This window comes from Streptomyces sp. NPDC048584 (genome assembly GCF_043199595.1).
GTDB lineage: Bacteria > Actinomycetota > Actinomycetes > Streptomycetales > Streptomycetaceae > Streptomyces > Streptomyces edwardsiae.
Genome location: NZ_JBICWF010000008.1, coordinates 174378 through 199902, shown reverse-complemented (window position 1 = coordinate 199902; position 25525 = coordinate 174378). Strand labels below are relative to the sequence as shown.

Here is a 25525-nt window from a genome sequence, read left to right as displayed (position 1 = left end):
CCGGTACGGCGGGCACGGCCTTCCCGGGGTTGCCCGCCTCACCGGGGAACGCGGACGACGCCCTCCTGGATCACCGAGACCGCGAGGCGGCCGTCCTGGGTGTGGATGCGGGCCTGGCCGAGGCCTCGGCCGCCGTGGGCCGATGGGGACTGCTGGTCGTACAGGAGCCACTCGTCCGCGCGGAACGGGCGGTGGAACCACATCGCGTGGTCCAGTGACGCGCCGACGACGTCTCCGACGGCCCAGCCGCCGCGCCCGTGGGCGAGGAGGACGGAGTCCAGGAGCGTCATGTCGGAGACGTACGTGGCGAGGACGACGTGCAGCAGCGGGTCGTCGGCGAGCTTGCCGTTGGTGCGGAACCACACCTGGGAGTGGGGTTCGCGGGGCTCGCCGAAGCGGCCGTACGGCGGCTCGTCGACATAGCGCAGGTCGACGGCGGCGCGTGCCTCCAGGAAGCGGTCCACGACCTCGGGCGCGAGGTGGGCGTAGCCGCGCAGGCGTTCCTCGGAGGTGGGGAGCGCGTCCGGATCGGGGGACGCCGGCATCGGGTCCTGGTGGTCCAGACCCTCCTCGTACGTCTGGAAGGACGCCGAGAGGTGGAAGATCGGCTTGCCGTGCTGGACCGCGACCACCCGCCGGGTGGTGAAGGAGCGCCCGTCGCGGATGCGGTCGACGGTGTAGACGATGGGCGCGCCGGGGTCGCCGGGGCGCAGGAAGTACGCGTGCAGGGAGTGTGCGGGCCGGTCCTCGGGGACGGTCCGCCCGGCGGCGACCAGCGCCTGCGCCGCGACCTGCCCGCCGAAGACACGGGGGACGACGGCGCTGCGCGAGCGGCCGCGGAAGATGTTCTCCTCGATCTGCTCGAGGTCGAGCAGATCGAGGAGTTCCTGGAGTGCCTGGCTCATGGGTCAGTTGTATACGGCAGGGGTTTCGCGGGGCTTACAGACCCATGTCCTTCGCGATGATCGACTTCATGATCTCGCTGGTGCCGCCGTAGATGCGGTTGACCCGGTTGTCCGCGTACAGACGGGCGATCGGGTACTCGTTCATGTAGCCGTAGCCGCCGTGCAGCTGGAGGCAGCGGTCGATGACGCGGTGGGCGACCTCGGTGCAGAACAGCTTGGCGGAGGCGGCCTCGGCGGGGGTGAGCTCGCCGGCGTCCAGGGCCTCGGTGGCGCGGTCGGCGACGGCCTCGGCGGCGTCGACCTCGGCCTGGCAGGCGGCCAGTTCGAACTTGGTGTTCTGGAAGTGGGCGACGGGCTTGCCGAAGACGGTGCGCTCCTGCACGTACTGCTTGGCGAACCGGACGGCGGCCTTGGCCTGCGCGTAGGCGCCGAAGGCGATGCCCCAGCGCTCGGAGGCGAGGTTGTGGCCGAGGTAGGAGAAGCCCTTGTTCTCCTCGCCGAGGAGGTCCTCGACGGGGACCTTGACGTCGACGAAGGCCAGCTCGGCGGTGTCCGAGGTCTTCAGGCCGAGCTTGTCGAGCTTGCGGCCGACGGAGTAGCCCTCGGACCTGGTGTCGACGGCGAACAGGGAGATGCCGTGGCGGCGGTCCTCGGCCGACGGGGCGTCGGTGCGGGCGCAGACGATCACCTTGTCGGCGTGCACGCCGCCCGTGATGAAGGTCTTGGCGCCGTTGAGGACGTAGTGGGTGCCGTCCGCGCTGAGCTTGGCGGTGGTCTTCATGCCCGCGAGGTCGGAGCCGGTGCCCGGCTCGGTCATCGCGATGGCCCACATCTCCTCGCCGGAGACGAACTTCGGCAGGAAGCGCTTCTTCTGCTCGTCGGTGGCGAGCATCTTGAGGTACGGCAGGGCGAGCAGCACGTGCACCCCGGAGCCGCCGAACTGGACGCCCGCGCGGGCGGTCTCCTCGTAGAGGACGGCCTCGAACTTGTGGGTGTCCATGCCCGCGCCGCCGAACTCCTCCGGCACGCTGATGCCGAAGATGCCCAGCTCACCGAGCTTGTAGTAGAAGTCGCGGGGTGCCTGGCCCGCCGCGAACCACTCGTCGTAGACGGGAACGACCTCGGCCTCGATGAAGGCGCGGATGGTCTCCCGGAACGCCTCGTGATCCTCGTTGAAAACCGTACGGCGCACTGTCCGCCACCCCTTCTCGCGCCTCAGCCGGCGCCGCTCTCGCGTACGTGGTTGCTCGCCGTGGGGGTTCCTCAATCGATGGTTGCGGTCCCACGCGTCTAAGCGCTTGCTCAGATCAAAGGTACCGGCGAGTATCCACAGGCGTCCAGAGCGGAGGCCCCGTAACGCTCGTCACTCCCCCGGGGTCACCGCGACCCCGCCGCCGCGAAGGCGCCGCGCGCCATCCGGTGCAGCAGCTCCGCCGTGCCCGCGCGGCCGGGCAGGGAGCCGGGGCGGGTCAGGTGCGGGGTGGAGTTGAGCAGGCCGAACACCGAGTGGACCGCCGAGCGGGCGGCCGGTTCGGCGAGCTCCGGGTACAGCTCGCGCACCACCCCCACCCACAGCTCGACGTACTGCCGCTGGAGCTGCCGGACCAGCTTGCGGTCACTGTCCCGGAGGCGGTCCAGCTCACGGTCGTGCAGGGTGATGAGCGGGCGGTCGTCGAGCGCGAAGTCGATGTGCCCCTCGATCAGCGAGTCGAGGACCGCCTCGGGGGCCGCGACCCCGTCGGCCTCCTTCAGGCGCTGCTTCGCGCCGGTCAGCAGCGAGCCGCTGATCCCGACCAGCAGTTCCGCGAGCATCGCGTCCTTGCCCGCGAAGTGCCGGTAGAGCCCGGGGCCGCTGATACCGACCGCGGCGCCTATCTCGTCGACCCCGACGCCGTGGAAGCCGCGTTCGGCGAAGAGCCGCGCGGCCTCCTTGAGGATCTGCTCACGGCGGGTGGGGGCGTCGGTTCTGGTGGCCATGAAGACGATTCTAGACAGCGGGGTTAGCGGTCGTTAACCTGAAGGAAATGCGTTAACGCTCATTAACAAGGTGAGGGGACCCGCAGGATGCATGAGGCACCGGAGCTTCACAGCGCGGCAGACCCCGCGTCGGAGGCCTTTCGGGCCAACGAGGAGGCGCACCGCGCCCTCGTCGGGGAGCTGCGCGGCAAGCTGGCCGCGGCGGCGCTCGGCGGTGGCGAGCGGGCGCGGGCACGGCACACCGCGCGCGGGAAACTGCTCCCGCGCGACCGGGTGGACACGCTCCTCGACCCCGGCTCGCCCTTCCTGGAGCTGGCCCCGCTGGCGGCCGACGGGATGTACGAGGGGCAGGCCCCGGCGGCGGGGGTGATCGCCGGGATCGGGCGGGTGAGCGGCCGCGAGTGCGTGGTCGTGGCCAACGACGCCACCGTCAAGGGCGGCACGTACTACCCGATGACGGTGAAGAAGCACCTGCGCGCGCAGGAGGTGGCCCTGGACAACCGGCTGCCGTGCCTCTACCTGGTGGACTCGGGGGGTGCCTTCCTGCCGATGCAGGACGAGGTGTTCCCGGACCGGGACCACTTCGGGCGGATCTTCTACAACCAGGCCCGGATGTCCGGCGCCGGCATCCCGCAGATCGCGGCGGTGCTCGGTTCGTGCACGGCGGGCGGGGCGTACGTCCCGGCGATGAGCGACGAGGCGGTGATCGTCCGGGGGCAGGGCACGATCTTCCTGGGCGGCCCGCCGCTGGTGAAGGCGGCGACGGGTGAGGTGGTGACGGCGGAGGAGCTGGGCGGCGGCGAGGTCCACTCGCGGGTGTCGGGCGTGACCGACCATCTCGCGGAGGACGACGCGCACGCGCTGCGGATCGTGCGGACGATCGTCTCCACGCTCCCCGCGCGGGGCGCCCTCCCCTGGGCGGTCGAGCCGGCCGTCGGCCCGAAGGCGGACCCGGCGGGGCTGTACGGGGCGGTGCCGGTCGACTCCCGCACCCCCTACGACGTACGCGAGATCATCGCGCGGGTCGTCGACGGCTCCCGTTTCGCGGAGTTCAAGTCGGAGTTCGGGCAGACCCTGGTCACCGGCTTCGCCCGGATCCACGGGCATCCGGTGGGGATCGTCGCCAACAACGGCATCCTGTTCTCGGAGTCGGCGCAGAAGGGCGCGCACTTCATCGAGCTGTGCGACCAGCGCGGCATCCCGCTGGTGTTCCTGCAGAACATCTCGGGCTTCATGGTGGGCCGGGACTACGAGGCGGGCGGTATCGCCAAGCACGGCGCCAAGATGGTCACGGCGGTCGCCTGCACGCGGGTGCCGAAGCTGACGGTGGTGGTCGGCGGGTCGTACGGCGCGGGGAACTACTCGATGTGCGGCAGGGCGTACTCGCCGCGCTTCCTGTGGATGTGGCCGAACGCCAAGATCTCGGTGATGGGCGGTGAGCAGGCCGCGTCCGTCCTCGCGACCGTGAAGCGGGACCAGCTGGAGGGGCGCGGCGAGGAGTGGTCCGCGCGGGACGAGGACGCCTTCAAGGCGCCGATCCGCGCGCAGTACGAGCATCAGGGCAACGCCTACTACGCGACGGCCCGCCTCTGGGACGACGGCGTGATCGACCCGATGGAGACCCGGCAGGTCCTGGGCCTGGCCCTGACCGCGTGCGCCAACGCGCCACTGAGCGACCCTCAGTTCGGCGTCTTCCGGATGTGAGGGGACGGACAACGATGTTCGAGACAGTGCTTGTGGCCAACCGGGGCGAGATCGCGGTCCGTGTCATCCGTACGCTGCGGTCGATGGGTGTGCGTTCGGTGGCGGTGTACTCCGACGCGGACGCCGACGCCCGTCATGTACGGGAGGCCGACACGGCGGTACGGATCGGTCCGGCGGCGGCGTCGGAGAGCTATCTGTCGGTGGAGCGGCTGCTGGAGGCCGCCGCCCGCACCGGAGCGCAGGCCGTTCACCCGGGGTACGGGTTCCTCGCGGAGAACGCCGGGTTCGCGCGGGCGTGCGCGGAGGCGGGGCTGGTGTTCATCGGGCCGCCGGCGGACGCGATCGCGCTGATGGGCGACAAGATCCGGGCGAAGGAGACGGTGCGGGCGGCCGGGGTGCCGGTGGTGCCGGGGTCGAGCGGCAGCGGTCTCACGGACGAGGAGCTCGCCGAAGCGGCCCGCGGGATCGGGATGCCGGTGCTGCTGAAGCCGTCGGCGGGCGGCGGCGGCAAGGGCATGCGGCTGGTGCGGGACGTCCCGGCGCTGGCCGACGAGATCGCCGCCGCCCGACGGGAGGCCCGCGCCTCCTTCGGTGACGACACGCTGCTGGTGGAGCGGTGGATCGACCGTCCCCGGCACATCGAGATCCAGGTGCTGGCCGACGGGCACGGGGGCGTCGTCCATCTGGGCGAGCGCGAGTGCTCGCTGCAGCGCCGGCACCAGAAGGTGATCGAGGAGGCGCCCAGTGTGCTCCTCGACGAGAGGACCCGGGCGGCGATGGGCGAGGCCGCGGTCCAGGCGGCCCGCTCGTGCGCCTACCGGGGCGCGGGCACGGTGGAGTTCATCGTGCCGGGCGGCGACCCGTCGTCGTACTACTTCATGGAGATGAACACCCGCCTCCAGGTGGAGCACCCGGTCACCGAGCTGGCTGTGTCCATCGGTGCGGCCGGCGCCGCGGGGAAGCTCGACCTGGTGGAGTGGCAGTTGCGGGTGGCGGCCGGCGAGCCGCTGGGCTTCGGGCAGGACGACGTCACGCTCACCGGGCACGCGGTGGAGGCCCGTATCTGCGCCGAGGACCCCTCCCGCGGCTTCCTCCCCTCCGGGGGCACGGTGCTGAGGCTGCGCGAACCGCAGGGCGACGGTGTGCGCACCGACTCGGGGCTGAGCGAGGGCACGGAGGTCGGCAGCCTCTACGACCCGATGCTGTCGAAGGTGATCGCGTACGGCCCCGACCGCGCGACGGCGCTGCGCAGGCTCCGGGCGGCGCTGGCGGAGACGGTGACGCTGGGCGTGCAGACGAACGCCGGGTTCCTGCGGCGGCTGCTGGCGCATCCGGCGGTGGTGTCGGGCGACATGGACACGGGGCTGGTGGAGCGCGAGGTGGAGAACCTCGTTGCCACCGAGGTGCCCGAGGAGGTGTACGAGGCCGCCGCGGCCGTACGTCTGGAGGCGCTGAAGCCGGCCGCGGGCGGGTGGACGGATCCGTTCTCGGTGCCGGACGGCTGGCGTCTGGGCGGTACCCCGAAACCGGCCGCCTTCCACCTGCGCGTCACGGACCCGGTGGAGCACACCCCGCGCGGCACCCACACCGTCACCGGCGACCGCGTGACGGTGACCCTGGACGGCGTACGCCACACCTTCCACCGCGCAGCCGACTGGATCGGCCGGGACGGCGACGCCTGGCACGTCCGCGATCACGACCCGGTCGCCGCGTCCCTCACCCGCGCCGGCCAGGCGGGCGCCGACTCGCTGACCGCGCCGATGCCGGGCACGGTGACAGTGGTGAAGGTCGCCGTCGGCGACGAGGTGAGCGCGGGCCAGAGCCTGCTGGTGGTGGAGGCGATGAAGATGGAGCACGTCGTCTCCGCCCCGCACGCCGGCACGGTCACGGAACTGGACGTGGCCCCGGGCACGACGGTCGCGATGGACCAGGTGCTGGCGGTCATCGCACCGGTGGAGGAGGAGACGGCATGAACGCCCCGGAACTGGGCCTGCCCATGGCCGTACCGGCCTCGGGGCTGCCCGCGCGGGTCCGTATCCACGAGGTCGGCGCGCGCGACGGACTGCAGAACGAGAAGGCGACCGTGCCGACGGCCGTCAAGGCGGAGTTCGTCCGCCGGCTGGCCGGCACCGGTCTGAGCACCATCGAGGCGACGAGCTTCGTGCACCCCAGGTGGGTGCCGCAGCTGGCGGACGCCGAGGAGCTGTACCCGGCGGTGTCCGACCTGCCGGTCGCCCTGCCGGTGCTGGTGCCGAACGAGCGCGGACTGGACCGCGCGCTGGCGCTGGGCGCGAGGCGGGTGGCGGTGTTCGCCAGTGCCACGGAGTCCTTCGCCAAGGCCAATCTCAACCGTACGGTCGACGAGGCGCTGGCGATGTTCGAGCCGGTGGTGACCCGGGCGAAGACGGAGGGCGTCCATGTCCGCGGCTATCTCTCGATGTGCTTCGGCGATCCGTGGGAGGGCGCGGTCCCCCTCGCCCAGGTGGTGAAGGTGTGCCGGGCCCTGATGGACATGGGCTGTGACGAACTGAGCCTGGGCGACACGATCGGGGTGGCGACCCCGGGCCATGTGTCGGCGCTGCTCACGGCACTCGGCGAGGCGGATGTGCCCGTGTCCGCGCTGGCCGTGCACTTCCACGACACCTACGGCCAGGCCCTGTCCAACACGCTGGCCGCGCTCCAGCACGGCGTCACCACGGTCGACGCCTCCGCCGGCGGACTGGGCGGCTGCCCGTACGCGAAGTCCGCCACCGGCAATCTCGCCACCGAAGACCTCGTGTGGATGCTGCGGGGTCTCGGCATCGACACCGGAGTCGATCTCGGCCGTCTGGTCGCCACAAGCGTCTGGATGGCCGCCCATCTGGGCCGACCCAGCCCGTCCCGCACCGTACGAGCCCTCTCCCACCAGGAGTCGTGAACGACCATGGACCACAAGCTCTCCCCCGAACTGGAAGAACTCCGCCGCACGGTCGAGGAGTTCGCACACGATGTGGTGGCGCCGAAGATCGGCGACTTCTACGAGCGGCACGAGTTCCCGTACGAGATCGTGCGGGAGATGGGCCGCATGGGACTGTTCGGGCTGCCGTTCCCGGAGGAGTACGGCGGTATGGGCGGCGACTACTTCGCCCTCGGCGTGGCCCTGGAGGAGCTGGCGCGGGTCGACTCCTCGGTGGCGATCACCCTGGAGGCGGGGGTGTCGCTGGGCGCGATGCCGGTCCATCTCTTCGGCACCGAGGAGCAGAAGCGCGCGTGGCTCCCCCGGCTGTGCTCCGGCGAGATCCTGGGCGCGTTCGGGCTGACGGAGCCGGACGGCGGCAGTGACGCGGGGGCGACCCGTACGACGGCCCGGCTGGACGAGGCCACGGACGAGTGGGTCATCAACGGCACGAAGTGCTTCATCACCAACTCGGGCACGGACATCACCGGCCTGGTCACGGTCACGGCGGTGACGGGCCGGAGGCCCGACGGCAGGCCGCTGATCTCGGCGATCATCGTGCCGTCCGGGACACCGGGGTTCACGGTGGCGGCCCCGTACTCGAAGGTCGGCTGGAACGCGTCGGACACGCGGGAGCTGTCCTTCCAGGACGTGCGGGTCCCGGCCGCCAATCTGCTGGGCGAGGAGGGGCGCGGCTACGCGCAGTTCCTGCGCATCCTGGACGAGGGCCGGATCGCCATAGCGGCGCTGGGCACGGGCCTCGCACAGGGCTGTGTGGACGAGTCGGTGAAGTACGCGAAGGAGCGGCACGCCTTCGGCAAGCCGATCGGCGCGAACCAGGCGATCCAGTTCAAGATCGCCGACATGGAGATGAAGGCGCACACGGCCCGGCTCGCCTGGCGGGACGCGGCGAGCCGGCTGGTTGCCGGGGAGCCGTTCAAGAAGGAGGCGGCGCTGGCGAAGCTGTACTCGTCCACGGTGGCCGTGGACAACGCCCGTGACGCCACACAGATCCACGGCGGCTACGGCTTCATGAACGAGTACCCGGTGGCCCGTATGTGGCGCGACTCCAAGATCCTGGAGATCGGCGAGGGCACGAGCGAGGTCCAGCGGATGCTGATCGCGAGGGAACTGGGGCTGACGGGCTGAGCCGTTCACGGCCGGCGCCGGTGTGAACCGGGGGGCGCCGACATAACCGCCGGCGCCGATATGAACCGCCGGCGCCGCCGTGACGTGGCGTGCACGCGACGAACCCGTCGCTTTCAGGACGCGGGCCGGAGACGGACTCCGGCCCGCGTCCCGCTGTCTCAGGCCGCGACCGACGGCCCGGCACCACCGTGCCGTTCCTCGCTCCCCCGGTCGTCGAAGAGTCCGAGTTCCTGCGCCCTGGCTCCCAGCGCGACCCGTCCCGGAGCATCCCAGCGTCTCATCAACTGCTGGACACGCCGCTGGACGGTCCGGTGGCCGAGTCCCAGACGACGGCCGATCGCCGCGTCCCCCAGCCCCTGGTACAGCAGCCGCACGATGTCACGATCCGTCTGACTCAACGTCGTTGCCCGGGTCACCCGAAACTCCCATGAAACGGTACCGGCGCCGCCTTTTGGGCAGCCCTCACGGCACCCTATGCCCTTGATCATCCGGAGGGCCACGGATATCGGCGCGGGCCGCTTCCCGCACTCTCGGAGCCAATGCGTCATTGGCGCGCCCGTCCCGTCTCGCCCACGGGGACGGGAAAGGCGTAAATACGCCTCCGCGTTCGCACCCTTTGCCCGGTTGACCAGGGAAAGGGCGCCTGTCACCAGGACGTCGGCGTCCCTAACGTGTCCCTGTTGACCGGCAGTTGCCGCGACGTTCCCCAGCGAAAGAGAGTCGTCCATGGCCGACGAGATGGTGCTCCGTGCCCAGCGGTTCATCAACACGACCTATCCCAACATGCTGGGCATCTCCCCCCTGGAGGAGAACGGCCAGACGAGTTGGACCGTGATGTACGCGCTCACCCGGGCCCTCCAGCTCGAATTGGGCATCAGCTCACTTTCCAACAGTTTCGGCCCGACCACCCTGAATACCCTGCAGTCGAAATACCCGGTACTGAACGACGGCACCGTACCGTCCGCGAATTTCGCCCGGATCATCCAGTCCGCCCTTTACTGCAAGGGGTACGACGGCGGCGAGATCGACGGAAAGTACAACTCCCGGGTGGCCGCCTCGGTGAGCACGATGATGAGCGACATGGGCGTCTCGGCGGCGTTCCCGGACTCCGGCAGCCTCTATCCCAAGGTGGTCAAGGGGCTCCTCAACATGGACCCCTATGTCACGGTGAACGGCGGCAGTTCGAAGATCCGCCAGATCCAGCAGTGGCTGAACGGCCGGTACATCGGCCGCCAGGACTTCTTCATCGTGCCGTGCGACGGCCACCACTCCCGGACCGTGGCCTCGTCCATGCTGTACGCCATCCAGTACGAGCTCGGCATGGCCGACGGCGTCGCCAACGGCAACTTCGGGCCGGGTACGAAGGCGGGTCTGGCGGACCACACGCTGTCCGAGGGCTCCTCCGGCACCTGGGCGCAGCTGTACAGCGGCGCGCTGATCCTCAACCAGCGTGCGGCGACACCGTTCACCTCCGTCTTCGACAGCACGGTCGCGAGCGAGACCGCCGCGTTCCAGGCGTTCGTGAAGCTCCCGGTCACCGGCCGGGGCGACTACTCCACATGGGCGTCGCTCCTGGTGTCGTACGGCGACCAGAACCGCCGGGGGGAGGCCTGCGACGGCGTCACCAAGGTCACCCCGGCCCGTGCGGCGACACTCAAGGCCGAGGGCATCAAGTACGTCGGCCGTTATCTGATCAACCCCACGGGCGGTGCCCCGCTGGAGAAGGAGATCCAGGCCGGCGAGCTCCAGACCCTCGCCGACAACGGGCTGCGCTGCTTCCCGATCTGGCAGACCTACGGCCGGGACGCCGAGGGGTTCAACTACCCCGCCGGGAACGCGGACGGCCTCGCCGCCGTCTCCGCCGCCCAGCGCCACGGCTTCAAGAACGGTGCCCGTATCTTCTTCGCGGTCGACTTCGACGCCTACGACTACGAGGTCACCGACGACATCCTGCCCTACTTCAAGGGTGTCGAGGACGCCATGGCGCTGTCCGGCAACCCCTACCGCATCGGTGTCTACGGGCCGCGCAACGTGTGCATCCGGGTGTCCGAGGCGGGCCACGCCACGGCGAGCTTCGTCTCCGACATGTCCAGCGGCTTCTCCGGCAACTACGGCTATCCGCTGCCGGCGAACTGGGCCTACGACCAGGTCGTCACCCGGACCGTCGGCTCCGGCGACGGCGCCATCAACATCGACCACAACATCGCCTCGGGCCGCGACATCGGCGAGGGCTCCTTCAACCCCTCACGCCTGGACGACGAGCCCGACGTGGCGTTCGACTTCACGTCGTACTACCAGGCGATGCACGCCGACATCAGTACGTACATGAAGTCGATCGGATTCCCGGACTCGGACTCCAGCCGCATCTTCACGCACACCGAGTGCCTCGAGACGATCATGGCGCACGACGATCTGATCACGTCCCTGTCCCACACGTACAACATGCGCAAGGCGCTGATCCAGACGTCGGCCTACTGGGAGATGCGCCACTACGACGTGATCGACCTGGGCGTGGACGCCGCCGTGACCTACTACCACACCGGCGTCGGTGGTGACGACATATCACCCGTCCGGGACTCCTCCACCGGTATCGCGCAGATCAGCGGTGACGTCGGCATCCGGGCGTGGAACTACTGCATCGGCAAGGGCCTGGCCACCGGCACCGTCCTCGACCCGGCCAAGGACGCCGACATCTGGACGATGTGGCACAAGATCAACCAGGAGAACGCCTACTCGGTCCGGACCGTGTCCCTCATCCACCTGTGGGACGCGGGCGGCAAGCCCGGCGGCAACAACGGCCCCGGCGGCGAGACCGTGCTGCGGTCCATGAGACTGGACTACACCCAGAAGGAGATCTTCGAGGTCCTGCGTCGCTATCAGGGCTGGGGTGACGAGGCCGAGGCGCACGCCACCAAGCGCATGGCGCTCTACCAGCTCTTCGAGAAGTACGACGGACTCTCCCGGATGTACTAGGAGCATCGTGGAAACCGATCCGTACGCGGGGCACAATCCGCTGGTCCTGCTTCTCGTCCTCCTCGTCGGTGTGGCGGTGGCCGCCGCTCTGGCGGTCCACGGCTGTACGACGCTCGCCCGCCACGGTGTCCGGCGCGCGGGCCCGCTGGTGGTGCTGCGCTCGTGCGCCACGCTCGCGGGCGCCGGCGCGGCGTGCCTGTACGTATGGGGTGCCCTGCACCTGCTGACACTGGACGAGACGAGGCGGGACCTCGCGTGCAAGGAGGCGGTGGGACCGGCGCACGTCATGGAGATCGACTCCTACCGGCCCACGTACATCCCGCTCGGTCTCGGTTGCCACGTCAGGAGCGGCACCACCTATTCGACGGGCGTGCCCGGCTACCTCAATCCCGCGGCGGGCGCTCTCGCCTTCACGGCCGTCGCGATGGGCGGCTTCAGCCTGCTGGAATCCGAACGCCGGGCCACCCGGGACTTCAAGAGAGAGACAAGGCGTACATGACAACCTCCCGCCGTACCTTCCTCACCCGGACCGCAGTGATCGCGGGTGCCGCGGCAGCGGCCACGCTGCCCTTCTCCGAATACCTCGCCTCTCCCGCCTACGCGGCCGGCCGGTATGCCGAGCCGAAGCACGTCAGGGAGGCGGCCCGCCGCGCCCTGGCCCGCCGCGAGCGCACCCGCTCCGGGAAACAGGGCCCGAACGGCTGGGAGATGGAGCTGGCCGCCGACCAGGGCGGGGCCGTGTGGACGCGCCCGGTGCCCGGTACGCCCGTCGAGGGTGTCGCCGTACGGATCGGCGATGTGGAGACCGTGCTGGTCCATGTCGTCCGCCGGTTCCACTACGAGGTGGACGAGCTCCGCAGGGGGGACGTGGTCGGCTGGCGCAGCCCGGACACGGTGCGTCGCCCACTGCCGGAGGCCAACCAGGCGTCCGGGACCGCGGTCCAGATCCGGCCCGGCCACTACCCGAGCGGCGTCAAGGGCGGCTTCTTCGCCCCCCAGCAGCTGGTGATCCGCGACATCCTCGCCGAGCTCGAGGGCGTCGTCCGCTGGGGCGGGGACGACAGGACGCCCGACGAGTCGCTGTTCTACCTCGCCGTGAAGCCGGGCAGCCCGCTGCTGGCCGAGGTGGCCGGCAAGCTGCGCGGCTGGGAGAAGGTGCCGGGGAAGGGCGCCGGCGGCCCGGTGGACGTCCGGTCCGACAAGCGCCGTAGCGCCGCCAAGTCCCTGGCCCGCAAGCAGCGGGCGGCCGCGTAGGGGCTGGCGCACGACCCTGACGCGGGGCCCAACTCTTTTGCCTGCAGGGGAGTTGGGCCCCGCGTCATGCCGTGGCGGAACGACCCGCACAGCTCACGTCTCCGGCTGTGAGCGGCCCCACACCTGAACATCCATTGAGGTTAGGCTAACCTACCTTCGAATTGTCCGGCGAGTGATCCGCCCCGTTCGAAAGCAGCGTAGCCATGTCCCATGCCCGTGCCACCCACCTCACCCGACGCGGCATCCTGGCCGCGGGCGGAGCGCTCGGCCTCGGCGCCGTACTCGCGGCCTGCGGGGACGGCGACGCGAAGGACGGCGGCGCGGACAAGGGGACGGCTCCCGCGAAGTCCGGCCCCTGGTCCTTCGAGGACGACCGCGGCACCACGGTGAAGCTCGACAAGGTGCCCACGAACATCGTCGCGTTCACCGGTGTCGCCGCCGCGCTGTTCGACTACGGCATCGAGGTGAAGGGTGTCTTCGGCCCGACCAGGACGACGGACGGCAAAGCCGACGTCCAGGCCGGTGACATGGACGTCAGCAAGCTGACGATCTTCGGCAACAAGTTCGACAGCTTCAACGTCGAGCAGTACGCGGCCTTCCGGCCCGAGGTGCTCATCAGCACGACGTTCGACGACGCCGGGTCGCTCTGGTACGTCCCGCTGGCCTCGGCGGACAAGATCGCCAAGCTGGCCCCGAGCGTGGCCGTCTCCGTCTACGACCGTCAGCTGCCGAAGCCGCTGCAGCGCATGGCCGAGCTGGCCGAGTCGCTGGGCGCCGACATGAAGGCCACGAAGGTCGTCGAGGCGAAGAAGAGGTTCGAGGCCGCCGCCGAGCGGCTGCGCAAGGCCGCCAGGGCCCGCCCGGAGATCCGGGTGCTGGCCGGTTCCGCCGCGCAGGACGTCTTCTACGTCTCCGGCTCCAACTACTCCGTCGACCTGGAGTACTTCAAGGCCCTCGGCGTGAACCTCGTGGAGCCCCCGGAGGAGGCGAAGAAGGACACCGGCGGCTGGTTCGAGACGCTGAGCTGGGAGAACGTCGACAAGTACCCGGCCGACGTCATCATCATGGACGACCGCGCCTCGACCATCCAGCCCGCCGACGTCACCGAGGCGACCTGGAAGAAGCTGCCGGCGGTCAAGGCCGGCCAGGTCATCGCCCGTTCGCCGGAGCCGATCCTGTCGTACGACAAGTGCACGCCTCTGCTCGACAACCTGGCGGAGGCCATCGAGAAGGCCAAGAAGGTCGGCTGACCCCGAACTCCCCCGGCCCCGACCGCTTCTGAGGCAGGAGTGATCACGGTCACGGGAGGGGCTTGATTCACGGCGTGTTACTTAGGTTAGGCTTACCTAAGTAACACGCCGTCGGCTTTCCGCACCGGATCGTCCCCACCGGAGGACCCCCACATGCGCTCGCACCTGCTCAACGACACCACCGCGGAGCACTACCGCAGCTCCGTGACCCTGGGAGTCGAGCGGGTGGCGGCCCGAATCGCCACCGCCGAACGGCCGTTCACCGGAGCCACCGTCGACGCGCTCTCCCCGCGCATCGACGGCATCGACCTCGACCGGCCGCTGTACGACACCACCGCCGCACTGGACGAGCTGGAGGACGTCTACCTCCGGGACGCCGTCTACTTCCACCACCCGCGCTACCTCGCCCACCTCAACTGCCCGGTCGTCATCCCGGCCCTGCTCGGTGAGGCCGTGCTCTGTGCCGTCAACTCCTCCCTGGACACCTGGGACCAGTCCGCGGGCGGCACCCTCATCGAGCGGAGACTCATCGACTGGACGGCGGCCCGTATCGGCCTCGGACCGGCCGCCGACGGCGTGTTCACCTCCGGCGGCTCCCAGTCCAACCTCCAGGCGCTGCTCCTGGCCCGCGAGGAGTCCAAGACCGAGGATCTCGGGAAGCTGCGCGTCCTCGCCTCCGAGGCCGGCCACTTCAGCGTGCAGAAGTCCGCGAAACTGCTCGGCCTCGGACCGGACGCCGTCGTGTCCATACCCGTCGACCACGACAAGCGGATGCAGACCGTCGCCCTCGCCCGTGAACTGGAGCGCTGCGCCGAGCAGGGTCTCGTCCCGATGGCCGTCGTCGCCACCGCCGGCACCACCGACTTCGGCTCCATCGACCCGCTGCCCGGGATCGCCGAGCTGTGCGCGCGCTACGGCACCTGGATGCACGTGGACGCCGCCTACGGCTGCGGCCTGCTCGCCTCGCTGAAGCACCGGGACCGCATCGACGGCATCGAACGCGCCGACTCCGTGACGGTCGACTACCACAAGTCCTTCTTCCAGCCGGTGAGTTCCTCGGCCGTCCTGGTCCGCGACGCGGCCACGCTGCGGCACGCCACCTACCACGCGGAGTACCTCAACCCGCGCCGGATGGTGGAGGAGCGCATCCCCAACCAGGTGGACAAGTCCCTGCAGACCACCCGCCGTTTCGACGCGCTGAAGCTGTGGATGACCCTGCGGGTGATGGGCGCCGACGGCATCGGACAGCTCTTCGACGAGGTGTGCGAACTGGCCGCCGAGGGCTGGCGGCTGCTCGCCGCCGACCCCCGCTTCGACGTGGTGGTCGAACCGAGCCTGTCCACGCTGGTCTTCCGCTACATCCCGGCCGCCGTCACCGACCCCGCCAGGATCGACCGGGCCAATCTCTACGCCCGCAAAGCGCTGTTCGCCTCCGGTGACGCGGTGGTGGCCGGCACCAAAGTGGGCGGGCGCCACTACCTGAAGTTCACCCTGCTGAACCCCGAGACCACGACGCGCGACATCACCGCCGTCCTCGATCTGATCGCCGGCCACGCCGAGCAGTACCTGGGAGAGTCCCTTGACCGCGCTTCCTGACGCCACGAACGCCGCCCACGACTTCGTGGGCATCGGACTGGGCCCCTTCAACCTCGGCCTCGCCTGCCTCACCGAGCCCATCGGTGAACTCGACGGCGTCTTCCTGGAGTCCAAGCCCGACTTCGAGTGGCACGCCGGGATGTTCCTCGACGGCGCCCATCTGCAGACCCCGTTCATGTCGGACCTGGTCACCCTGGCCGACCCGACGTCCCCGTACTCCTTCCTCAACTACCTGAAGGAGAAGGGGAGGCTGTACTCGTTCTACATACGGGAGAACTTCTACCCGCTGCGCGTCGAGTACGACGACTACTGCCGCTGGGCCGCCGGCAAGCTGAGCAGCGTCCGCTTCGGCACGACGGTCACCGAGGTGACCTACGACGAGGGCGACGGGCTGTACACCGTGGCGACGGCGGCCGGGGAGACGTACCGCGCCCGGCATCTGGTGCTCGGCACCGGCACCGTGCCCTACGTCCCGGAGCCGTGCCGGGGGCTGGACGGCGGCCTGTTCCACAACGCGCAGTACACGCGGCGCAAGGCCGAGCTGCTGGACAAGGAGTCCATCACGATCGTCGGCAGCGGGCAGAGCGCCGCCGAGATCTACTACGAGCTCCTCTCCGGGATCGACGTCCACGGCTACCGGCTCAACTGGGTCACCCGCTCCCCGCGGTTCTTCCCGCTGGAGTACACCAAGCTGACCCTGGAGATGACGTCCCCGGACTACATCGACTACTTCCGCGCCCTGCCGGAGGAGACCCGCTACCGGCTGGAGAAGCAGCAGAAGGGCCTGTTCAAGGGCATCAACTCGGAGCTCATCGACGCGATCTTCGACCTGCTGTACCAGAAGAACGTGGAGAGCGGCGACCGCGGAGTGCCCACCCGGCTGCTCAGCAACTCCTCGCTGACGAGCGCCCGTCACGAGGACGGCGGCTACCTGCTCGGCTTCCACCAGGACGAGCAGGACAAGGACTTCGAGATCCGCACCGAGGGCCTGGTCCTGGCCACCGGCTATCACTACGAGCCGCCGGCCTTCCTCGAACCGGTCCGCGACCGGCTCCGCTTCGACGGCCACGGCCGCTTCGACATCGCCCGCAACTACGCCGTCGACGTCACCGGCCGGGGGGTCTTCCTGCAGAACGCGGGCGTGCACACGCACAGCGTCACCAGCCCCGACCTGGGCATGGGCCCGTACCGGAACGCGACCATCATCCGCGAGCTGCTCGGCACCGAGTACTACCCGGTCGAGAAGACCATCGCGTTCCAGGAGTTCGCCGTTTGACTTCCTCCCCCGCCTAAAGGCGGGGGGTTCCAGCGGTCGCCCGCTGGGGTTCCTGCTTCGCCGACGACCGCCCCGTCCGGGAGGACTCCCGTTGAGGTCTTACACCGTCTCCACAGGCGGAGGCCGCCAGCCCGGCGGCCAGGATGTTGCGTGCCGCGTTCACGTCGCGGTCATGCACGGCGCCGCAGTCGCACGTCCACTCGCGGACGTTCAGCGGCAGCTTCGCCGCGACCGTGCCGCAGGCCCCGCACAGCTTGGAGCTGGGGAACCATTGGTCGATCACGACGAGGTCGCGCCCGTACCAGGCGCACTTGTACTCCAGCATGGAGCGCAGTTCCGTCCACGACGCGTCACTGATGGCGCGGGCGAGCCTGCCGTTCTTCAGCAGCTTGCGGACGGGGAGGTCCTCGATCACGACCGTTTGGTTCTCACGGACGAGCCGAGTCGACAGCTTGTGCAGGAAGTCGCGGCGCCGGTCGGCGATCCGCGCGTGGACCTTGGCGACACGGAGCCGGGCCTTCTCCCGGTTCGCCGAGCCCTTCGCCTTGCGCGCCAGCTCCCGCTGCGCGCGGGCCAGGCAGGCGCGGTCACGCCGCTCGTGGCTGGGGTTGGCGATCTTCTCCCCGGTGGAAAGGGTCACCAGGGAGGTGACCCCGGCGTCCAGGCCGACCGCGTTCGTGGTGGCGGGTGCCTCGGTGATGGTGTCCTCGCACAGCAGGGACACGAACCAGCGGCCCGCCGCGTCGCGGGACACCGTCGCCGTGGTCGGCTCCGTCCCCTCGGGAAGGGGACGCGACCAGCGGATGTCCAAGGGCTCCGCCATCTTCGCCAGAGTCAGCTGCCCGTCGCGCCACTTGAAGGCGCTGCGGGTGTACTCGGCCGACGCGCGGGACTTCTTCCGGCTCTTGTAGCGGGGGTACTTCGCACGCTTGGCGAAGAAGTTCCCGAACGCTGTCTGGAGGTGGCGCAGCGCCTGCTGGAGCGGGACGGAGGACACCTTTGTCAGGAAGGCGAGTTCCCCGGTCTTCTTCCACTCCGTCAGCGCGGCGGAGGACTGCACGTAGGAGACGCGGCGCTGCTCGCCGTACCAGGCCCGTGTGCGCTCTTCCAGCGCCTTGTTGTACACGAGGCGGACGCAGCCGAACGTGCGAGACAGCTCCGCTGCCTGCTCGTCCGTGGGATGGAAGCGGTACTTGAACGCCCGCTTGACCTGCCGCGTCATGTCTCACATTCTATCAGCTTCTGTGTGAGAACACATCGGGCAGTGGGCGGTGGGCACCGGCCCGCCCTGGCGGCGAACCGGCTCTTCCTGCCCTGCTCCGCAGGAGCTTCGTTTCTCCCCCGCAAGCGGGAGGTACCCCCGCCCCGCCCCGAAGGACGGGGTATCCACGAAGGAAGGACCCGATGAGCAGTACGAGCATCGGTACGTTTACCAACCGCCCCCTGGACCCGCTGCAGGACGCCGAGCTGCTGCACCGCTGGGTCACCGACCCCAAGGCGGCGTTCTGGATGATGCAGGACGCCAGGCTCCAGGACGTCGAGCGCGAGTACATGCGGATCGCCGCCCACGAGCACCACCACGCCTACCTCGGCCTGCACGACGGCGAACCGTCCTTCCTGATGGAGAAGTACGACCCCCGGTACGTCGAACTCGTCGGCCTGTACGACCCCGAGCCCGGCGATGTCGGCATGCACTTCCTGGTCGCGCCGACCGACCGGCCGCTCCACGGCTTCACCCGCGCCGTCATCACCGCCGTGATGGAGGCGCTGTTCGCCGACCCGGACACCCGGCGGGTCGTGGTCGAGCCGGACGTGACCAACAAGGCCGTGCACGCGCTGAACGAGGCCGTGGGCTTCGCACCCGTACGTGAGATCGACAAGCCGGAGAAGCGCGCGCTGCTGAGCTTCTGCACGCGCGAGCAGTTCGTGGCCGCCCGAGGAGTAGCCGTATGACCCTGTCCGACGCCGTGGCGCATCTGTCCCCCCACCACTGGGCGCGGGCCAACCGCCTGCTGATCCGCAAGGCACTCGCCGAGTTCGCGCACGAGCGGCTCATCACGCCGGAAGCCACCGGTGACGGCCGGTACGTCGTCCGCAGCGACGACGGTCTGACCCGGTACGCCTTCACGGCGACGGTCCGCGCGCTGGACCATTGGGGGATCGACGCCGACTCGATCACCCGTCACCGTGAAGACGCCGAACTCCCGCTCGCGGCACTCGACTTCTTCATCGAGCTGCAGAAGTCGCTGGGCCTGAGCGAGGAGATCCTGCCGGTGTACCTGGAGGAGATCTCGTCCACCCTCTCCGGCACCTGCTACAAGCTCAACAAGCCGCAGGTCCCGGTCGCCGAGCTGGTCGACGCGGGCTTCCAGGCCATCGAGACCGGGATGACCGAGGGCCACCCCTGCTTCGTCGCCAACAACGGGCGGCTCGGCTTCGGCGTCCACGACTACCTGTCGTACGCGCCGGAGACCGCGAACCCGGTCCGGCTGGTGTGGCTGGCCGCGCACCGCTCACGGGCCGCGTTCACGGCGGGGGCGGGGATCGCGTACGAGTCGTTCATCCGGCAGGAGCTGGGCGAGGAGACCGTCGAGGGCTTCCACGGCGTCCTGCGCGACCAGGACCTCGCCCCCGAGGACTACCTCCTCATCCCCGTCCACCCCTGGCAGTGGTGGAACAAGCTGTCCGTCACCTTCGCCGCCGAGGTGGCGCGCGGGCACCTGGTCTGCCTGGGCGAGGGCGACGACGAGTACCTGGCCCAGCAGTCCATCCGTACCTTCTTCAACACCTCTCACCCCGAGAAGCACTATGTGAAGACGGCCCTGTCCGTCCTCAACATGGGCTTCATGCGCGGACTGTCCGCCGCCTACATGGAGGCCACCCCGGCCATCAACGACTGGCTGGCCCGGCTCATCGACAGCGATCCGGTGCTGCGGGCCACCGGGCTGTCGATCATCCGCGAGCGGGCCGCCGTGGGCTACCGGCACCTGGAGTACGAGCAGGCCACGGACCGCTACTCGCCGTACCGGAAGATGCTGGCCGCGCTGTGGCGGGAGAGCCCGGTGCCGTCCCTGAAGGACGGCGAGTCGCTCGCCACCATGGCGTCGCTCGTCCATGTCGACCACGAGGGGAAGTCCTTCGCGTCCGCGCTGATCGAACGCTCGGGGCTGGCTCCGGCCGAGTGGCTGCGGCACTACCTGCGGGCGTACTACGTCCCGCTGCTGCACAGCTTCTACGCCTATGACCTGGTGTACATGCCGCACGGCGAGAACGTGATCCTCGTCCTGCAGGACGGGGTGGTGCGGCGGGCCGTCTACAAGGACATCGCCGAGGAGATCGCGGTGATGGACCCGGACGCGGTACTGCCGCCGGAGGTGTCCCGCATACGGGTGGAGGTCCCGGACGACACGAGGCTCCTGTCCATCTTCACGGACGTCTTCGACTGCTTCTTCCGCTTCCTCGCGGCGAACCTGACAGAGGAGGGCACCCTGCCGGAGGACGACTTCTGGCGTACGGTCGCGGAGACCACCCGCGAGTACCAGACATCGGTCCCCGAACTGTCGGACAAGTTCGCCCGCTACGACATGTTCACCCCGGAGTTCGCCCTGTCCTGCCTCAACCGCCTCCAGCTCCGCGACAACAGGCAGATGGTCGACCTGACGGACCCGTCGGGCGCGCTCCAGCTGGTGGGCAACCTGAAGAACCCGATCGCGGGGTTCTGACCCAACAACCGACGGGCGCCCCCGAAGTACGGTCCCCCGGGGCGCCCGTCTCCTTCGCAGACCGACGTCAGGGCAGCGCCCTGCCTTCAAGGGGCGCGGGGCAGTACCACTCCGCGGCTCCGCCGCGCGGGCGCGACCACCCCAACAGCAGGACAGCATCCTGCTCCTAAGGGGCGCGGGGAACTGCGCGACAAGCCCCCACCGGCCCGCAGGATCCAATGAAACAATCCACCCCATGGCGGAAATCATCCAGAAGGACGGCACCTGGACCTTCGACGGCGACACCCTCCGACTCACCCCCGGCCGGGACAAGAACGTCAGCCTCCTCCGCAGCACCCTTGGTGAGACAACCGTGCCGCTCGCGGCGATATCCCGCATCTCCCTGGAACAGGGAAAGAGGTCCGGCCGCCTGCGCCTGCGCATACGCGACGGCGCCGACCCCCTCCTCCACGCCGCCGCCGGCCGGCTCACCGAGCCGCACGACCCCTACCAGCTGATCGTCGAATCCGATCGCTACGGCGTCGCCGAGTACGTCACCGAGGAGGTTCGCACCGCCCTGCTGCTGGACCAGGTCCCCTCCGACCCGGTCACCGAGTACCTGCTGCCCGGCCCGTCCGTGCCGCTGTCCGTCTCCGCCGGGGACGGCACGGTGAGCTTCGACGGCGAGCGCGTCCGGCTGGAGTGGAACTGGAAGACGGAGGACGCCAAGGCCGCCGCCGGCACCCGCACGCTCGCGGTGACGGACCTGACCGCCGTGGAGTGGCAGCCCGCGTCCGGCCTGGAGAACGGACACCTCCGCTTCCATGTGCGGCACGCCCCCACCAAGGCCCCGGCCAAGTACGACCCCAACTCGGTGGAACTGTGGGGCTTCAAGAAGGACCCTCTGATGGTGCTGGTCGCCGCCGCCGTGCAGGCCCGGCTCCCGCACCCGGCCGCGCCCTTCGCCGACGGCGCGTCGCGTGAGGGGGAGGCTGCCCCGCAGCCGGCCCTCTCCCCCGCCGAGGACGGTCACGACGCCCTGCTCCGCCGGCTGCGGGAGCTGGGGGAACTGCACCGGTCCGGCGTGCTCACCGACGAGGAGTTCACCCTCGCCAAACAGGCGATTCTGAAGCGTATGTGACCGCACCCGGACAGTCGGGCGGTCAGCCTGCCCGATATCGGGCACGATTCTTGCGCATCTGCTGCCGGTACCTCAGGATCATCGGGTGCACGACGAACTTGTTGATCATCTGACGCGGTCCACGCCCCTCAGCCGGGGCGAGGCGCTGCGCGTGGTCCAGGACGTGCTGGCCTACTTCGACGAGACGACCGAGGAGTACGTCCGTCGCCGCCATCGCGAGCTCCAGGCCCAGGGCCTGGTGAACGCGACGATCTTCGAACGGATCGAGGCGGACCTCAGATACCGAGCGGTGGCGCCGCCCGAGCTCTCGCTCCGGCAGCTCCGCCGCATCGTCTACGGCTAGGAACCTACGTATATGTGCGGAATCGTCGGATACATCGGCAGGCGCGAGGTCGCTCCCCTGCTGCTCGAGGGCCTGCAGCGGCTGGAGTACCGCGGCTACGACTCGGCGGGCATCGCCGTCACGTCCCCGAAGGCGGCCGGCCTGAAGATGGTCAAGGCCAAGGGCCGGGTGCGTGATCTGGAGGCGAAGGTCCCGGCGCGTTTCAAGGGCACGACCGGCATCGCCCACACCCGCTGGGCCACCCACGGCGCCCCGTCCGACGTCAACGCCCACCCGCACCTGGACGCCGAGGGCAAGGTCGCCGTCGTCCACAACGGCATCATCGACAACGCCTCCGACCTGCGCCGCAAGCTGGAGGCGGACGGTGTCGTCTTCCTCTCCGAGACCGACACCGAGGTCCTCACCCATCTGATCGCCCGCTCGACGGCCGAGAAGCTGGAGGACAAGGTCCGCGAGACGGTGCGCCTGATCGAGGGCACGTACGGCATCGCCGTGCTGCACGCCGACTTCCCGGACCGCATAGTGGTGGCCCGCAACGGCTCGCCGGTCGTGCTCGGCATCGGCGAGAGGGAGATGTTCGTCGCCTCGGACATCGCCGCGCTGGTCGCCCACACCCGTCAGATCGTCACGCTGGACGACGGCGAGATGGCGACGCTGAAGGCCGACGACTTCCGCACGTACACCACCGAGGGCACCCGTACGACCTCCGAGCCGACCACCGTGGAGTGGGAGGCGGCGTCCTACGACATGGGCGGCCACGACACGTACATGCACAAGGAGATCCACGAGCAGGCCGAGGCCGTGGACCGGGTGCTGCGCGGCCGGATCGACGACCGTTTCTCCACCGTGCACCTGGGCGGCCTCAACCTGGACGCGCGTGAGGCGCGCCGGATCCGCCGGGTGAAGATCCTCGGCTGCGGCACCTCGTACCACGCCGGCATGATCGGCGCGCAGATGATCGAGGAGCTGGCGCGGATTCCCGCCGACGCCGAGCCGGCCTCCGAGTTCCGTTACCGCAACGCGGTCGTGGACCCGGACACGCTGTACGTCGCGGTCTCGCAGTCCGGTGAGACGTACGACGTGCTGGCGGCCGTGCAGGAGCTGAAGCGCAAGGGTGCGCGGGTGCTGGGCGTGGTGAACGTCGTCGGCTCCGCGATCGCCCGCGAGGCGGACGGCGGCGTGTATGTGCACGCCGGTCCCGAGGTGTGCGTGGTGTCCACCAAGTGCTTCACCAACACGACCGTCGCCTTCGCCCTGCTCGCCCTGCACCTGGGCCGCACGCGCGACCTGTCGGTGCGCGACGGCAAGCGGATCATCGAGGGTCTGCGCCGGCTTCCCGGCCAGATCGCCGAGATCATGAAGCAGGAGGAGGAGATCAAGGAGCTGGCCCTGCGGTACGCCGAGGCCCGCTCGATGCTCTTCATCGGCCGTGTCCGGGGCTACCCGGTGGCCCGTGAGGCCTCCCTGAAGCTCAAGGAGGTCTCGTACATCCACGCCGAGGCCTACCCCGCGTCCGAGCTGAAGCACGGCCCGCTGGCGCTCATCGAGCCGGCCCTCCCCACGGTCGCGATCGTCCCCGACGACGACCTGCTGGAGAAGAACCGCGCGGCCATGGAGGAGATCAAGGCCCGCAGCGGCCAGATCCTCGCGGTGGCCCACCAGCTCCAGGAGAAGGCCGACCACACCCTCCTGGTCCCCAAGAACGAGGACGAGCTGGACCCCATCCTCATGGGCATCCCCCTCCAACTCCTCGCCTACCACACGGCTCTGGCCCTCGGCAGGGACATCGACAAGCCCCGTAACCTGGCCAAGTCGGTAACGGTGGAGTAGAAGGAAGCGGGGTCGCATGGTGATGCGACCCCGCAACAGCCCAACACCCTGCTTCCAAGAGACGCGGGGAACTGCGCGACCATCCCAACACCGGGGACAGCACCGCGCTTTCAGGGACGCGGGGAACCGCGCGACCACCCCAACACCGGGGACAACACCGCGCTTTCAGGGGCGCGGGGAACTGCGCGACCAGCCCCCACCGGGCCGCACGGGCCGAAGAACGGGTACGGGCCCCACCCGTTGCCACGCAACACAAGGGGTCCGCACCGGACTTACGGGATCACCACCACCGGCCGCTGCGCCCGCTTGGCCAACCGCCCCGCGACAGACCCGAAAAGCCGCCCCACGAGCCCGTGGGTGGAACCCACGACAATCGCATCGGCGGCATACTCCCGCCCCACCTCCTCGAGCTCATGGCAGATGTCCCCGCCCCGCTCGACGAGAATCCACGGCACCTCCGCCAGATAGTCCGCGCAGGCGAGTTCGAGCCCGAGCACCTCGGTCCGGTGGTCCGGAACGTCGACGAACACCGGCGGCTCGCACCCCGCCCACACGGTGGTCGGCAACCGATTGGCGACGTGGACGATGATCAGCCCCGACCCGAAGCGCCGCGCCATGCCGATGGCGTAGGCGAGGGCCCGTTCGCTCGACGTGGAGCCGTCGAAGCCGACGACCACTCCGTGCAGGAACGCCGGGTCGCAGGGATGGCGTGGTTCCTCCGCCGCCAGGGGTTCGGACGCCGTGGGATCGGCGACCGACCGCTTGCGGTCCGCGGGTTCGAAGAATTCGTGACCGGCCATGGCTGTCTCGGGGTTGCGATCCTTTGTGGGGGACGACAGTGTGCGGCGGAGCGGTGTCCGGGAATTATCTTCCCAACCCCATACCCCCAAGGGTACGGCGGCACGCCTCCTTCGCCCAGATCCCGCGCAACCGGCACGCGGGTTCCCCGGAGCATGCCCGAGGGGCCGCCCGCCACGCAATGGTTGCTGCCCTGTACAGGCGGTTTGCGCAGAATTCGCTTGACGACGAGAGTGAACCCGTTCCGGACCGCCCGCACCACACACCCCATGACCCACGTCACAGGCCATACGGAACGCCGTACGGGGCATGGGACCCCTTGCGGGGCCGGCGCGAACGGCTTGACCACCGGCCCGGAACCGGAGCGTGACGGGCCCGGCGCCCCGGGGGCGCGGGCGCACCGGTCAACTGACCGGTTTCCATGCCCTCGCCCGTATCTTTTCAGCCAACTTCTGGCCGGTGTGCATCTGCCGCCACGAGCACCCTCCAACCCCCGTTCGACCTGCGCGAAAAGGGTCCATGGGGCCCCGCGCGCCCTACGTGGATTGGCCACCGCGACAAGGCGCACTTCCCCGCACGGCCCACGAGTGCAACGCTTCGTGATCGAATGCTTCACGCCAAGTTGCCAAGTCGACAATGCGCCGGGTGCCGAACCGGCCACCGGCGCGCGACGGGACGCAGTAGATTCGATCT

Annotated in this window: 21 protein-coding genes; 15 read left to right on the top strand and 6 right to left on the bottom strand. The window is 69.7% G+C overall.

Going from position 1 to position 25525, the window contains the following annotated elements:
• Nucleotides 1–38: 38 nt before the first annotated feature.
• The 3 genes from tesB to ACGFR9_RS19615 form a co-directional block, all read right to left on the bottom strand.
• A complete protein-coding gene (tesB, locus tag ACGFR9_RS19625) occupies nt 39–905 on the bottom strand; it encodes an acyl-CoA thioesterase II (protein ID WP_393210011.1) in 867 nt (288 codons plus the stop codon).
• Nucleotides 906–939: 34 nt separating this feature from the next.
• On the bottom strand, nt 940–2097 hold the full coding sequence (locus ACGFR9_RS19620) for an acyl-CoA dehydrogenase family protein (protein WP_393210008.1): 1158 nt from the start codon (nt 2095–2097) through the stop codon (nt 940–942).
• A gap of 185 nt (nt 2098–2282) precedes the next feature.
• A complete protein-coding gene (locus ACGFR9_RS19615; RefSeq protein WP_393210005.1) occupies nt 2283–2882 on the bottom strand; it encodes a TetR/AcrR family transcriptional regulator in 600 nt (199 codons plus the stop codon).
• 87 nt (nt 2883–2969) lie between these two features.
• On the opposite strand from ACGFR9_RS19615, the gene ACGFR9_RS19610 reads away from it, so the two are divergent.
• From ACGFR9_RS19610 to ACGFR9_RS19595, 4 genes are read left to right on the top strand one after another with little or no spacing between them, the layout of a single operon-like run.
• Nucleotides 2970–4586: a carboxyl transferase domain-containing protein gene (locus ACGFR9_RS19610; RefSeq protein ID WP_393210002.1), complete on the top strand. Its 1617-nt coding sequence runs from the start codon at nt 2970–2972 to the stop codon at nt 4584–4586.
• Nucleotides 4587–4600: 14 nt separating this feature from the next.
• Nucleotides 4601–6559, top strand: coding sequence for a biotin carboxylase N-terminal domain-containing protein (locus ACGFR9_RS19605; protein ID WP_393209999.1), 1959 nt, complete (start codon nt 4601–4603; stop codon nt 6557–6559).
• The gene (locus tag ACGFR9_RS19600; protein ID WP_393209996.1) at nt 6556–7503 is read left to right on the top strand and encodes a hydroxymethylglutaryl-CoA lyase; all 948 of its coding nucleotides are present in this window, start codon (nt 6556–6558) and stop codon (nt 7501–7503) included. Before ACGFR9_RS19605 ends, ACGFR9_RS19600 begins: the two co-directional genes overlap by 4 nt.
• A gap of 6 nt (nt 7504–7509) precedes the next feature.
• Nucleotides 7510–8670: an acyl-CoA dehydrogenase family protein gene (locus ACGFR9_RS19595; RefSeq protein WP_393209993.1), complete on the top strand. Its 1161-nt coding sequence runs from the start codon at nt 7510–7512 to the stop codon at nt 8668–8670.
• Nucleotides 8671–8828: 158 nt separating this feature from the next.
• On the opposite strand, the gene ACGFR9_RS19590 is transcribed toward ACGFR9_RS19595, so the two are convergent.
• Entirely contained in the window at nt 8829–9086 is a 258-nt protein-coding gene (locus ACGFR9_RS19590; RefSeq protein ID WP_393209990.1) for a response regulator transcription factor, read from the bottom strand.
• 310 nt (nt 9087–9396) lie between these two features.
• Between ACGFR9_RS19590 and ACGFR9_RS19585 the strand changes: the two genes are divergently transcribed.
• The 6 genes from ACGFR9_RS19585 (at nt 9397) to ACGFR9_RS19560 (ending at nt 17019) form a co-directional block, all read left to right on the top strand.
• Nucleotides 9397–11643: a glycoside hydrolase domain-containing protein gene (locus ACGFR9_RS19585; RefSeq protein WP_393209987.1), complete on the top strand. Its 2247-nt coding sequence runs from the start codon at nt 9397–9399 to the stop codon at nt 11641–11643.
• 7 nt (nt 11644–11650) lie between these two features.
• Nucleotides 11651–12142 (top strand): hypothetical protein, encoded by a 492-nt coding sequence (locus ACGFR9_RS19580; protein ID WP_393209984.1) that lies wholly within the window; start codon nt 11651–11653, stop codon nt 12140–12142.
• Nucleotides 12139–12897: a twin-arginine translocation signal domain-containing protein gene (locus tag ACGFR9_RS19575; protein ID WP_393209982.1), complete on the top strand. Its 759-nt coding sequence runs from the start codon at nt 12139–12141 to the stop codon at nt 12895–12897. Before ACGFR9_RS19580 ends, ACGFR9_RS19575 begins: the two co-directional genes overlap by 4 nt.
• A 203-nt stretch (nt 12898–13100) precedes the next feature.
• Nucleotides 13101–14147, top strand: coding sequence for an ABC transporter substrate-binding protein (locus ACGFR9_RS19570; protein ID WP_393209980.1), 1047 nt, complete (start codon nt 13101–13103; stop codon nt 14145–14147).
• A 153-nt stretch (nt 14148–14300) separates the two neighbouring features.
• Nucleotides 14301–15743 (top strand): lysine decarboxylase DesA, encoded by a 1443-nt coding sequence (gene desA / locus ACGFR9_RS19565; RefSeq protein ID WP_393209978.1) that lies wholly within the window; start codon nt 14301–14303, stop codon nt 15741–15743.
• Nucleotides 15727–17019, top strand: coding sequence for a lysine N(6)-hydroxylase/L-ornithine N(5)-oxygenase family protein (locus tag ACGFR9_RS19560; protein ID WP_311645269.1), 1293 nt, complete (start codon nt 15727–15729; stop codon nt 17017–17019). The genes desA and ACGFR9_RS19560 overlap by 17 nt, the downstream gene beginning before the upstream one ends.
• A 13-nt stretch (nt 17020–17032) precedes the next feature.
• Here the strand turns inward: ACGFR9_RS19560 and ACGFR9_RS19555 are convergent, their stop codons facing one another.
• Nucleotides 17033–18241 (bottom strand): RNA-guided endonuclease InsQ/TnpB family protein, encoded by a 1209-nt coding sequence (locus tag ACGFR9_RS19555; RefSeq protein WP_393209974.1) that lies wholly within the window; start codon nt 18239–18241, stop codon nt 17033–17035.
• A 182-nt stretch (nt 18242–18423) separates the two neighbouring features.
• Between ACGFR9_RS19555 and ACGFR9_RS19550 the strand changes: the two genes are divergently transcribed.
• The 5 genes from ACGFR9_RS19550 (at nt 18424) to glmS (ending at nt 24034) form a co-directional block, all read left to right on the top strand.
• Complete coding sequence (locus ACGFR9_RS19550; protein ID WP_393209971.1) at nt 18424–18972, top strand: GNAT family N-acetyltransferase; 549 nt, start codon at nt 18424–18426, stop codon at nt 18970–18972.
• Nucleotides 18969–20741 carry an IucA/IucC family protein gene (locus ACGFR9_RS19545; RefSeq protein WP_393209968.1) on the top strand — a complete coding sequence of 591 codons (1773 nt, stop codon included), beginning with the start codon at nt 18969–18971 and terminating at the stop codon, nt 20739–20741. The genes ACGFR9_RS19550 and ACGFR9_RS19545 overlap by 4 nt, the downstream gene beginning before the upstream one ends.
• Before the next feature lie 235 nt (nt 20742–20976).
• The gene (locus ACGFR9_RS19540) at nt 20977–21861 is read left to right on the top strand and encodes a DUF4429 domain-containing protein (protein ID WP_393209965.1); all 885 of its coding nucleotides are present in this window, start codon (nt 20977–20979) and stop codon (nt 21859–21861) included.
• An 85-nt stretch (nt 21862–21946) separates the two neighbouring features.
• Entirely contained in the window at nt 21947–22204 is a 258-nt protein-coding gene (locus ACGFR9_RS19535) for a hypothetical protein (protein ID WP_030217181.1), read from the top strand.
• Nucleotides 22205–22216: 12 nt separating this feature from the next.
• On the top strand, nt 22217–24034 hold the full coding sequence (gene glmS, locus ACGFR9_RS19530) for a glutamine--fructose-6-phosphate transaminase (isomerizing) (protein ID WP_393209962.1): 1818 nt from the start codon (nt 22217–22219) through the stop codon (nt 24032–24034).
• Between the two features lie 272 nt (nt 24035–24306).
• Here glmS and ACGFR9_RS19525 read toward each other — a convergent pair whose 3' ends face one another.
• On the bottom strand, nt 24307–24834 hold the full coding sequence (locus tag ACGFR9_RS19525) for a universal stress protein (protein WP_393209959.1): 528 nt from the start codon (nt 24832–24834) through the stop codon (nt 24307–24309).
• Nucleotides 24835–25525 lie beyond the last annotated feature (691 nt).